Raw genomic sequence first — 12447 nt, forward strand, 5'->3', positions numbered from 1 at the left:
GGTTAAAAACTAACTAATTTTTAAAAATAGTGTTAAATTATCTTGTTTATGAGGTTTTTTTAAGGGTTTTGAGTGAGACCCATCAACTTACACCCCATAGCGTATAAAGATGATGGTCTCACATAGGAAAATAGAAGGGGCTGGAGGATGCAGACTACAGAGGTGCATCCTTACGCTTTAGCCAACAATTAGCTTCTAGTAATTTTTACTAGTCTTTCAGCTTCTGAAATAATAGGATACCCCTAGATTCACACCGCCATAGTAAAGTGTAAATTGATTTGTTTTAGTTTCTGTGGTGAGGTTTCTACTAAAGCTATGATTAAGGGAGGCCAGGCTTAATTTAAAACCCCATTGAGGAGAAGGTAAGAAAAAAAAGGTAGGGCGTAGTGAAGAGTTGATCGAGTAATGCAATGTTTTGTAATCAATATATCCTCCTGTTAATGGATCATATTGTGGTGAGATATTATTTCCTCTGGAGAAATTAGATTGTACAAGGAATGCGAAAAGAAACTTATCAGTCAGGGGAAAATATTTTTGTGCATACAAACCTGTTGTTAATGATTGGGATTTTGAAGTATAGTCAATAGAGCTTGCACTGGCATCAACACGCTGGTAATATGAACTGTAGCCGAGAGCTCCGCCAATTTCTAACTTTTCATTTATAAAAACACCCAGATGAGGGAGTACAGAGAAATTCCTGTATCGATATTCCGATCCATCTACGTTTCCTTGGTCGCTTGTATTGAGTTCCAAATTGCCACCCAATACTTTAACGCCCTTGGTAAATTGAGCTTGCGTGCATAAAGGCAGCGTAACTAAAATCATTAACAAAATCTTTTTCATGGTTGACTGGGTTTAGTAAGTTATTATTTTTTTACAGAGAATCTCTATCAAGTATTGCTGCAGCAAAGCCTCGAAGTAAATTCGATGCTTAAGAACAATATTCTTGCCAATTGCTTAGTGAATTGATTCGGTGATTGTGTCGAAAATATTTTTATGGAGTTTATTAGCGAAAATCGAATATAACTTTCTGAACCTAATCTGATTTTAATCTGATCTTAATGTAAATCTAATCTGCTCAGCCTCACGCATCATAATAGCGAGCGAGACTGAGCAGAGAAATGATCAAAGAACTACTTCTGCGCATACGCTGTATAGAAAATTTTCTATCAGAGTAGATGATTTAGATCTATTGCTGTTTATCAGCATCTGTGACTAAGTAAGCATTACTGTATTTTTTCGAAAAAAAGATTTTTAATCCGATCAGAATCTATATAGAACCCTGAAATGCTATGTTGCTTGTCACGAACAAACCGAATACCTCCAAAATTTCTGGCACTACTTAAGAATAAGTCTGCTTGAATAGGTGTGAAGCTTATAGTGGGGTGATTTTTATTGCTTGTAAATAAACCCGTTGAATTTTGAGACAATGTGTACGTTGTCTTTAGCGCATCGCAGTAAAATGTACCTGTGTATTCATTCAGGGTAGCAGGCGAGTGTTTTACAGCGTTGAAGACTTCATATACATATTCATCACTTTCGCCTGAAGTGTAAACCATTTTTAAGACATTCGCTTCTTTACGAAATTTCACCTTCCGTATATCATCACCATCAACCACCATTTGGAAAACATTCTCTGATAGCGGTACTAACAGACTTTCGTCCAAGCTGCCTAAAATTTGGTAGTGTAGTGTATCATTTTTTACATACACGCTGCGAGCCGCTACATGCTCATTGTCCCAGTAGTAACCGCTGAACTTTTCTAATTGTTGGTTTGTCAGCTTTATGACTTTAAGCCTACTGAAATCAATACTTGGAGGTTCCGGAAATACGTCACCCATCACTTCAATCGCCATGTTCATGGCAAGACTGCCGTTGTATCTATTGTTGTTGCCAAGCACAAAAGCAGTTACATTTTGACCAGGGAAAATGAAAATATTGCTTGCATAACCATCCTCTAAACCAAAAGCCCAAATTTTGGCAACACCTCGCTCTGCATGAAGATGTTGTTGCCCGTACAGCAATCTTCCGGCTGTAGGATTAAAAGTGGTGACACCATCATTGAGTGTAACTGGTGACGTCATTGTTTCAATCAATTTTTTGCTGCCTACTTTGGGGTTTTCAAAATTGAGATACCAACGACTTAGATCTGCCACCGAAGTGTAAAGATTGGTAGTTCCGGTAATGGAGTTGTTGCTACGACTATTCTTTATCCCGGCTTTACCAGCTTGATAAGCAACAGCCACGTTGGGTATTATCAATTCGGAGTCATCAGAAAATAGGGTGTTGGTCATGCCCAAGGGCTGAAAAATATTTTGTTGAGCAAAGACAGCCAGGGTTTGTCCTGTAATTTGCTGCACAACTTCAGTCAATAAAATAAGTCCTGATGAAGTCTGAGAGAATTTTGTACCCGGTACATAATCCAGTTTCTTTTGCTGAAAGATTAAACCCAACGCATCTTTTTGTGTGAAAACATCTTTATCTCTCCACCCTGCAATTTCTTTCAGAGCTAAAATATCATGCAAACCACTTGATTGACTTAGTAAATGTTTAAGGGTGATGGTATACCCGAAATCAGGCAGTTGAGGAATGTATTTACGAACATCATCAGATAATGAAAGTTTACCCTGTTCTTCCAGCAGTAAAATGGCAAAGGCTGTAAATGGCTTTGACATGGCACCTAGGTTAAATTTGGTATCTGTTGTTATGGGTAATTGGTGATTAACATCAGCACTTCCGAAACCTTTTAAATAGATAACTTTACCATCCTTTATTAGTCCTGCTGCAACACCTGGTTTAAGAGTTGCATTGCTCCACTCCAAGAATACCTTGTCAAGATTTTTTAGTCTTGCTTTCTCAATAGGATTTGTGTTGGCTTCAATAAGCGCTATGATTTCATAAGCCATTTTTGTTGCAGAACTAGGATCTTGTCCAGTTACAAATCTGCCATCAACAACCGTAAAGCTGTCCCAACCCTTATCAGAATACACAAAGTTGCCATTATTGCTTTTTATGGCTTGGTCAATGGCAAAAGGAAATGTTTTGTAATATTCTTTTTCCTTGCTTTCAAACTTGTCAGGAAAGCCGGTTATTTTCTTTCCACTGTACAACGATTCTCCAGCATCACCTTTCAGGTAGGCTAAGCCTGCTGTACCGTGACAAATAGCAGCAATAACTCCATTCGTATTATAAATTTTCCTTGCAATGCGTTGAATCTCCTGGTTTTCGGCTACACCAAACATGGCTGCTCCACCGCCACTATAGAAAATCGCACTATAATTATCTGCGTTGATAGCTGATGGCTTGAAGGTATGCTTCAGCTTGTTCATAAAAAGGGCATCATAGAGATGTTTTTTCTGAATACTATCAGAGGAATTGATATAGCCAATCGGAATGGCGCCTCCCATGGGACTAATGAAATCTACGGTAAATCCTGCTTTTATAAATTGATCATAGGGAATGACAATTTCTTCAAAGTGATTGGCCGTAGTAATTTTACTGTTTCCGTAAAACGCCTGGTTGGATGTTACAAACAAAACCTTTTTTTGAGCGTAGCCAGATGTAAGCCATGCGCAGAATAAAATGCCCATAAAAAGCACTCGATAAAATTTAGATGTTGATCTATACATAATTTTTTTTTGGCGTAAATGTATAGGGACACTTTGCCCTTCAGGGCTTAGTTCGCAATATGAGAGTACGGTTTTATAGATCCGAACTCATTTTGAGTACTTTTTCTGATATTCAGCAGGCGTTAGGCCTGTTGTTTTTTTAAAGGCGGCAAAGAAGGTTGACTTGGAGGTAAAACCACTATCGTACCCTAAACTTTCGACTGTGTAGTTTTTTTGGGTTTCTAGTAGTTTTTTTGCTTTTTCAATTCTAAAATCTTTAATAAGTGTTGAAAACGATTTGCCTAATACTTCATTTACATACTGAGACAATAGATGCTTTGCAATTTTCAGTTCTTTTGCGGCTTCGTCAAGACTGAAGTCTGGATTGAGATATAGTTCCTTATTAATGATGATAGCTAGTTTTTGGCCAATTAAATCCAATGTTTCCGCATCCATCTCCTTGTTTTTGTATTTCTCTTTTTCTTGAAAAAAAGTAGACTCGTTACTGTTTCTAAAAATCAGGAGTAGGACAAGTAAATACAAGATAAAAGTAAAGGATAAGGCACCTACTATATAAGACGTGTAGGCTGCAATGATATAGGCTAACCAAATACATACAACCCCAAGGTAGATGCTAAGCGACCAGATGTCGATTCTTTTTAAATTTTCTCTGCCTTTAAATTTTTGAATAATGGGCTGAAGGTATTTTAAGGCCAAAACAAGGTAGAGAAACCATTGAGCGTATATAACACTTACAATCCATCCGCTCCAGATTTCAACATGCTCAACATATGGATAAAAAACTCCTAAAATTGTGATGACTGCCAAATAAGGAATCACATGTATTGTCCACTTTTGCTTTTTATCTTCTGCGAGTGCTTTTAGGTACAAGAAAAGAAATGGCCCAATCAGTACGCAAGAAGAAAGACCGATCTGAATGAAGATATTGGATAAGTCAGGATTAAAATAAAAAAACACTGATTTGGCAATTCTAATGCTTAACACCAGTAAGAGTAAGGATAGAAAATAGTTTGTGAAAATTTTCTTTTTAGCCTGGAGGGCAAAATATATAGAAAGTAAGAAGCCATTGAATGCTCCCAATGCGCTGAAGAAGAAAAGCAACTGATTTGCCCCTGTCATTAGTAAGTTAAATTAATAATTGGTTCAGTAAGACTGCTGAGACTTTTTGTGCTTAGTGAGTTTTAGAACAAAGACTGAACCTTATATATCTATGGATACCGAAATCAGCACACCAACTCATTAGCACATTATCGAGTCTTCAAATTTTCAAATCATTTCTGATTAAATCACCATCTCCTTCACATCCCCCTCAATCAACAACCTCCCTGCAGTCGCGTTCTTAATTTCTTCTACAGATACGCCTGGGGCACGCTCCAGTAATTTAAATCCGCCTTCAGGTAATACATCCAGCACAGCCAGATCGCTCACAATCTTTTTTACACATTTAATACCTGTTATTGGGAGAGTACATTCTTTTAATAATTTGGATGCGCCATCCTTACTGCAATGCTGCATGGCCACGATGATGTGTTTGGCCGAAGCAACCAGGTCCATAGCACCCCCCATACCTTTTACCATCTTACCGGGTACTTTCCAGTTAGCAATGTCTCCCTGCTCAGATACCTCCATGGCACCAAGAATAGTTAAATCCACATGACCGCCACGGATCATGGCGAAACTTTCGGCAGAGCTGAAGAGTGCGGAGCCGGGCATCATGGTAATGGTTTGTTTACCGGCATTGATCAGATCCGGATCAACTTTATCCTCGGTAGGGAAGGGGCCAATACCCAGCAATCCATTTTCTGATTGGAGTACTACATGAAGGTTTGCAGGGATGTAATTGGCAACGAGCGTAGGGATACCAATACCCAGGTTGATGTACATACCATCTCTTACTTCTTGTGCAATGCGTTTTGCTATTCCGGTTTTATCTAACATAAACTTGATTTTTTGATGTGCTAATGTGTTGATGTGCTTATGGATTAATGTACTGATGATTTTGAAGAGGAGATGATTTTGGATAATACTTTTTTGATACTCAAAACCTGCTCAAGAAGGTTTCCGCAATTTGGGTAGGATTCTGTTTGCTGACAAATCTCTAACCAGTACTCGGTCTCCTCTGCTTCTTTTGCAGCGATTTTTAATTTATGGATAAAATCAGCTTTTGATTCTGCGTGCTGTGCTTCGCGAACATTGGCACCGATAGAGGTGCCGGATTTGATGAGTTGATTTGCAACAGCATATTTTCGATTGTTCTCTAGTATTTCGACAAACTTTACAATCTCTAAAGCAAATTGAAAAGTCAAAGAGACAATCAAATTCTCTTTTTCAACTGAATCGGTGTTCTTGGTAGTCCCCATTTTCATCAGCTAATTATCACATAAGCACATCACCTCATCATATCTTCAAATCCTTTAATCCTCAAATTTTGGTTATGGTGCGCTGTTCAATCCGCTTCTCATAATCTTTGCCTTGAAAAATACGCTGAACATAAATACCTGGTGTGTGAATATTGTTAGGATCTAATTCGCCTAGTGGTACAAGTTCTTCTACTTCGGCTACAGTAATTTTTCCTGCAGCGGCCATCATTGGGTTAAAGTTACGTGCCGTGCCTCTGTATACAAGGTTACCTGCCGTATCGCCCTTCCAGGCCTTTACAATAGAGAAATCAGCACGGAGCCAACGCTCCATTAAATACATCTTGCCATCAAATTCTCTTGTCTCTTTTCCAATAGCCACTTCGGTACCGTAACCTGCAGGTGTAAAGAAAGCCGGAATACCCGCACCGCCCGCCCTTACTCTTTCAGCAAGCGTGCCTTGTGGAATTAACTCAACCTCCAATTCTCCTGATAATAACTGGCGCTCAAACTCTGCATTTTCACCAACATAAGAAGAGATCATTTTCTTTACTTGTCTTGTCTTAAGGAGTAGGCCAATGCCAAAATCATCTACACCGGCATTGTTTGAAATACAGGTTAGACCCTTCACGCCTTTTTTCAGAATAGCCGAAATACAATTTTCTGGTATACCGCTAAGTCCGAAGCCGCCTAACATCAACACCGCATTGTCATTCATGTCGCGTAAGGCTTCGTCTGCATCTTTTACAACTTTGTTGATCATAGCATTTATCTTAATATCATTAATTTAATAAGCGAAGCGCATCAATTTTATCTAATGCTAACTGTTTGCTGAGTCCCTCCAGATCACTGAACTTACTATCATTTCTGATCAGGTGGTGGAAAGAGATGGTTAGTGTATCACCGTAAACATCCTGATTGAAATCAAAGATATTCACTTCAATATTTCTTTTAACACCATTCACTGTAGGTCTGTTACCGATGTAGAGCATGCCTTTGTAGACTATGCTTTGGTAATGGACCTTAACTGCATAAATGCCGTCTGCAGGCACTAATTTAAACTTAGTGTCCATTTCAATGTTGGCGGTAGGGAATCCCAACAGTCTCCCAAGCTTATCGCCAGGTACAACACGTCCCGTCAACTGGTAGTTGCTGCCTAAAAAATGATTGGCCGTTGCAATGTCGCCTGCTTCTAATGCTTTTCTGATTTTAGTAGAGCTGACACCTACGTTGTCAACATCCTGTCGGGATATTTCTTCCACTTCAAAACCATAGCGTGGAGCATTCTCTTTTAGCTGTTCAAAACTGCCTTCACGATTTTTGCCGAAATGGTGATCGTAACCAATAACCAATTTTTTTGTGCCGATTTTGTTTACAAGAATTTCAGTGATGAATTCTTCGGAACTCATCTGTGAAAATTCCTTAGTGAAAGGAATACGCACCAGGTGTTTAACACCATGTTGACTTAATAACTCAGCCTTTTCTTCAAAAGTGTTAAGCAATTTCAAAGAATCGTCTTCCGGGTGTAAAACAAGGCGTGGGTGTGGCCAAAATGTAATCACCACTGTTTCAGCTGTATGCTGTTTAGCTACTTCAAGCAAGCGATGTAGAATTTTCTGATGCCCAATATGAACACCATCAAAAGTACCACTGGTGACCACCGCAAAGGGTAGTGTTGAAAAATCAGCTATACCATGGTAAATCTTCATACGTAAATGTATCTATTCTGAAGCAAGTGTCTGCGGTGGAGGCATTACTTCTTCTACCTGTAATGCATCTTCTAATTTGAAAGTTCCAATTCGGGTTCTGCATAAAGCAGACAGGTAAGCACCTACGCCCAGGGCTTCACCCACATCGCGCGCCAAGCTCCTGATGTAAGTGCCTTTCGAGCACACAACGCGAAAGTCTATACGCGGCAAATCTATGGCAACCACTTCAAATGCTTTGATCTCTACTTCACGCTTTTTCAACTCAGTCACTTCACCGGCACGCGCCAGTTCGTATGCTCGCTTGCCATTTATCTTAATAGCTGAGTGGAGTGGAGGCGTTTGCTGAATCAAACCAATAAAGCTGTTAACAACGTTTTGAATAGCCTCTGCGTTGATGTGTTTAATATCAACAGGGTCTGTGGGGGGTGTTTCTAAATCATAGGAGGCAGTAGTTTGCCCGATAATCAAACTGCCTGTGTATTCCTTCTCCATGCCCATAAAGTCGTTGATGCTTTTGGTCATTTTACCACTGCAAACAATGAGAAGACCTGTAGCTAATGGATCAAGTGTACCGGCATGCCCGATCTTCTTGATTTTAAGTTTGTAGCGTAGTTTTTTAACGACATCAAAAGAGGTCCAGCGCAATGGCTTGTTAATAAGCAGTACCTGCCCTGGTTGTTGATTTGCTTGCATTAAACAATTGATAATTCAACGCCACTGTATAAGAGAATCAAAAGAATAATACCAAGGATAATGCGGTAATAACCGAATATCTTAAAGCCATGTTTTGTTAAAAAATTAATAAAGGAACGAATGGCCAACAGTGCAACCACGAATGCAACCACATTGCCAATAACCAATAATGTAATCTCTGAGCCACCAAAACTGGCCCCACTATCAAAATACTTATACATCTTGTACAACGTAGCAGCAAACATGGTGGGTACAGCCAAAAAGAATGAAAATTCTGCTGCCGTTTTTTTATTCAACCCTTGCGACAATCCACCGATAATGGTAGCTGCAGACCTGGAAACACCAGGCAACATGGCAATGACCTGAAAGAAACCTATGCGAATGGCTGTAAAGTGATTGATGGTTTTTTCCTTCTTCTCATTTTCTTCAAATAGCTTATCGACAAACAGGAAGATAATACCACCTGCTATCAGCATGTAAGCAACAATATCAACGCGCTCTAATAATTGATCGATGTAATCGTTAAATAAAAAACCCATAATGGCAGCAGGCAAAAACGCCAGGAAAAGTTTTACGTAAAAATCGATCGTTTGAAAGAATCTTTTCCAATACAACACAATCACCGACAGAATAGCGCCAAACTGTATAGCCACGGTAAACATTTTAGTGAACGGATCTGCAGCAATGCCCATCAACGAAGAGCCGATAATCATGTGCCCAGTGGAAGAAACCGGGAGGAATTCGGTCAACCCTTCAATAATGGCTAGTATAATGGCATGAAAAATATCCATGATGGAATTTTTTTACAAAAGAAAAAAGAACAGAAGTTTATGCAGACTTCTTTGGTGAATAAAGAATGGCTACAATGCCTAAGATAAACCCGGCCATTACTACAATAGGGCCAAGGGTAATGCCAAGGAAACCAAAACCAAATGGTTCTGAATCAATGGACATAATAATGAAACCAGTTACCAGTGTGATGAGGCCTGCAATCATCAATTGATAGTTTTTTTTGCTAAAGGGAAGTTTTGAATCCACGGTTTGATGATTTAGTTAATGACTAGAATAATTCGTCTAATGATAAATGTAAGTATTTGCGAATAGAGAAAAAGGAACTGATAACGGAGATGAGTACACCAGTTAAAACCATACTCCCCCCCAGGATGATGAAGTGCTCCTGATTGTGTAGTAAGGTTAAATCCTCTATTTCCGATTGAGCATAACTGATTACTGAAAACAGAAGCGCTATGGCGATAATGGAGCCGACAAGACCAAGCATGGCGGCTCTGAGTAAAAAAGGCCTTTGAATAAAACTTTGACGGGCGCCCACCAATTGCATGCTGCGGATTAAAAAACGCTGGGAAAACAATGCTATGCGCATAGTATTATTGATTAGCAGGATGACTGTGAGTAGCAGCAGACTGACCAGCCCGAGAAGTATAAGACCTATTTTTTTGATATTTTGATTAATAGATTCAATGAGTCCTTCTACGTACGAAGCTTCAAATACCCCGTTTATCTTTTCAATGTCTTTCTTGATTTTTTCAATGTCTGACTTAGAGTGAAAACCCGGATCAATACTGATCAGGAAAGCATCTTTTAGCGGATTGTCACCAATGAATTTGGTGAAATCTTCTCCTGTTTCGCCAATAAATTTTTTAGCCGCCTCTTCTTTAGAAATGTATACCATCCCTTTATTGTCTCCGCTTTTGTTTACGAAGTTCATAGAAATGATTTTGTTTTCAATCTGAAGTCTTTGGGTTTCGGTCAGGTTGCCATTTAAGTATACCTGCATTTTTACATTTTCTCTGACAACCCTTTCTAACTGGACTGAGTAAATGATAAGTAAACCGAACAAGCCAACAACAAACAGCGCCAGTGTAATGCTTACGATTACACCAATAGTGGGATAGCTGCCTAGTTTTTTGCGCGAAGTATACTTCATGACTTCCAAAGGTATAGTTTTTAGAAGCATGCCCAAGGGGATGAGTAAAAAAAATACCCATTACCCCCGTTAAGTGACAGTTAAGAAGATATCCTTTATGAAGAACAGAAAGGTGTAAATGCCAGTTCTTTAAGAACGGCATCGGTTAAATGCCCAGCCTGGCTTTTTTGAAGGAAACTTAATTCTTGGTTCTATACTGCCTTAATTTGTTGAGGAGGGCGGGATCTTGTACAGGCGTAAGGGCCAGGGTCTTGTCAGTTTCTTTTAGATAATAGTAAGATTTTTTATAGTACAAGAAGGCCGTTCGTTTATTGTCGCTGATAAACTCGAGAATTTCAAATAAATTTCTCTCGAATGGCCCATAGAGTAACAGGGCATCTTCCTCTAGTTTGTAGTGGAAATTATGCCTGCGACTGGTGGAGTCCACCGTAACCATTATGCTGGGCTCAAACGTTGAAGGAATATCATCATTTGTTAAAATCTCTGACTCACCTGGCTCATTGGAATTATCGTCTAATTCAGCCGTGGGATCAAACACTTCAATTTTAGGGTCGGCAACTGGTGCTGGGGGCACCTCTTTTTTTGCCTTTTTTATACTATTTGAAGCTTGAGTCTTTTTGTTTTCTTCTTCTTCTACTATCGCTGGTTGTTCTGATAGCGCTCCCGGTTGCTCATTTTGTGGCTGAGGAACTTCTGTCTTACTAACCTCATTTTGTATTGGAACCACCACTTCCTGTTTCGCGGGCTGATTCAAGAAATAATAAATGGATGTTCCGATTAAAGTAGTGATGGCTACACCTGCAGCTACTTTTATGAATGCAGTGCTGGTACTTCCCGGCAAATTATGAACTGGGACATTATTCAGCAAGTTTTTCAGTTCGGCCATGCGTGCATTCCGCAAAGAGGTAACAATATCTTGTTGAAGTTGTACTTCTTTTTTAAGACCAGCTTCAGCCTCTATTCTTTTTTCAAAAGCAGCACGCTCCTCTACCGGCATTCTGTTTGCCAGGTAATCATCCATCAATTCCAAATCTTTTTCTACTGCCATGATATCAATCCAGGAAATCCTGCTCGCTGTATTGTGATTTTACCAATTCATCAAGCTTTTGTTTACACTTATATTTTTTTGTTTTTGCTGTATCGGTGTTGGCGAAACCAAGCTTGTCTGCAATTTCCTGCATTGAAAGTTCATCGAAGTAATAATACATCAACACTTTCTTACAAGTTTCACCTAGCTGATCAATACAACGCGCTATTATCTTTTCTCGTTCTGCCGATTCCGTGTCAATGGCCACCGGCATATCTTTTTCTTCGTTAGAGAGTCGCTTTTTTCTGTCCAGCTCTTTTCTCCACAGATTTTGACAAATACTGTAGATATAGGTGCTGATCTTAGAAGTCATCACCAGATTACCTGATGTACACTTTTGCCAGAATACGATCAGCGCCTCTTGGTAGATGTCGCGAGCCTCTTCTTCCGTACCACTGTTGGTGATCACCATTTTGGTCATCATACGGTAGTATTTTTTGTAGAGGTATTCAAGAGCCTTTTCATCACCGCCTTTAATGCGGTCAAAAATCTCTGTCTCACTCATCTCAGTCGACTTAGATGCCATGTCGGGGTTAATTGTAACCAGCTATGTTACTTTAATATTAAATTTATCTTTGAATCTACTTAAAAGGCAGCCAGGTTTGTGTTCTGTAAAATGGGCCCAGGTATCCTCTCACCTTTAACTCGCTGCCTTCAATCCATATTTTACACCGGTAAACCTTGCCATTGTTGGGGTCGAGAATGGTGCCTTCGGCAAATTCAGTTCCAGCCTTTTTCATATCTCGAATGATCTCCATACCTATAATTTTCTTTTTGTAACGATCATCTTCTTCATCGCATTCCAGGCAAATGGGGTCCTGATCCTCGCCTTTTTCACGGAAAAGCTTGGTTATTTTACCATATACCTTTCCACCCTTTTCAAAAATCTCCACCACCGATTTTTCCTTACCAGTCTCATCATCAATGGTTTTCCATTTACCTATTACAGCGTTTTGTGCATAACCAGACGCAGAAATGAACAGAAGTGCCAATAATAATCGCATAATTTTTTATTCAGTTGACCAAA

The 12447-nt window shown here is 39.4% G+C and carries 14 protein-coding genes; all 14 read right to left on the minus strand.

The features are described 5' to 3' along the window. Positions 1-216: 216 nt before the first annotated feature. The 14 genes from ACO1XM_RS05495 to ACO1XM_RS05560 all read right to left on the minus strand — a co-directional run bounded on the left by ACO1XM_RS05495 (position 217) and on the right by ACO1XM_RS05560 (position 12424). Positions 217-843: a hypothetical protein gene (locus ACO1XM_RS05495; protein WP_486226662.1), complete on the minus strand. Its 627-nt coding sequence runs from the start codon at positions 841-843 to the stop codon at positions 217-219. A 383-nt stretch (positions 844-1226) separates the two neighbouring features. After that, entirely contained in the window at positions 1227-3629 is a 2403-nt protein-coding gene (locus ACO1XM_RS05500; RefSeq protein WP_486226664.1) for a serine hydrolase, read from the minus strand. 87 nt (positions 3630-3716) lie between these two features. Beyond that, complete coding sequence (locus tag ACO1XM_RS05505) at positions 3717-4748, minus strand: helix-turn-helix domain-containing protein (protein WP_486226666.1); 1032 nt, start codon at positions 4746-4748, stop codon at positions 3717-3719. 162 nt (positions 4749-4910) lie between these two features. Next, positions 4911-5567: a 3-oxoacid CoA-transferase subunit B gene (locus tag ACO1XM_RS05510; RefSeq protein ID WP_486226668.1), complete on the minus strand. Its 657-nt coding sequence runs from the start codon at positions 5565-5567 to the stop codon at positions 4911-4913. A gap of 44 nt (positions 5568-5611) precedes the next feature. Then, a complete protein-coding gene (locus ACO1XM_RS05515; RefSeq protein WP_486226670.1) occupies positions 5612-5989 on the minus strand; it encodes a four helix bundle protein in 378 nt (125 codons plus the stop codon). Positions 5990-6050: 61 nt separating this feature from the next. Next, positions 6051-6749: a CoA transferase subunit A gene (locus ACO1XM_RS05520; protein WP_486226672.1), complete on the minus strand. Its 699-nt coding sequence runs from the start codon at positions 6747-6749 to the stop codon at positions 6051-6053. Positions 6750-6768: 19 nt separating this feature from the next. Continuing rightward, positions 6769-7695, minus strand: a complete 927-nt coding sequence (locus tag ACO1XM_RS05525) for a bifunctional riboflavin kinase/FAD synthetase (protein ID WP_486226674.1) — start codon at positions 7693-7695, stop codon at positions 6769-6771. Between the two features lie 12 nt (positions 7696-7707). Continuing rightward, complete coding sequence (gene truB / locus ACO1XM_RS05530) at positions 7708-8388, minus strand: tRNA pseudouridine(55) synthase TruB (RefSeq protein ID WP_486226676.1); 681 nt, start codon at positions 8386-8388, stop codon at positions 7708-7710. Then, positions 8388-9179, minus strand: coding sequence for an undecaprenyl-diphosphate phosphatase (locus ACO1XM_RS05535; protein WP_486226678.1), 792 nt, complete (start codon positions 9177-9179; stop codon positions 8388-8390). The genes truB and ACO1XM_RS05535 overlap by 1 nt, the downstream gene beginning before the upstream one ends. Positions 9180-9216: 37 nt before the next feature. After that, a complete protein-coding gene (locus ACO1XM_RS05540) occupies positions 9217-9426 on the minus strand; it encodes a DUF3098 domain-containing protein (protein WP_486226680.1) in 210 nt (69 codons plus the stop codon). A 22-nt stretch (positions 9427-9448) separates the two neighbouring features. Continuing rightward, on the minus strand, positions 9449-10363 hold the full coding sequence (locus ACO1XM_RS05545; RefSeq protein WP_486226682.1) for a cell division protein FtsX: 915 nt from the start codon (positions 10361-10363) through the stop codon (positions 9449-9451). A 148-nt stretch (positions 10364-10511) separates the two neighbouring features. Further along, positions 10512-11381 (minus strand): hypothetical protein, encoded by an 870-nt coding sequence (locus ACO1XM_RS05550; RefSeq protein ID WP_486226684.1) that lies wholly within the window; start codon positions 11379-11381, stop codon positions 10512-10514. Positions 11382-11385: 4 nt separating this feature from the next. Continuing rightward, the gene (locus ACO1XM_RS05555; RefSeq protein ID WP_486226686.1) at positions 11386-11946 is read right to left on the minus strand and encodes an RNA polymerase sigma factor; all 561 of its coding nucleotides are present in this window, start codon (positions 11944-11946) and stop codon (positions 11386-11388) included. A 55-nt stretch (positions 11947-12001) separates the two neighbouring features. Further along, positions 12002-12424 (minus strand): DUF2147 domain-containing protein, encoded by a 423-nt coding sequence (locus ACO1XM_RS05560; protein WP_486226688.1) that lies wholly within the window; start codon positions 12422-12424, stop codon positions 12002-12004. Positions 12425-12447 lie beyond the last annotated feature (23 nt).

The organism is Chryseotalea sp. (assembly GCF_057350905.1).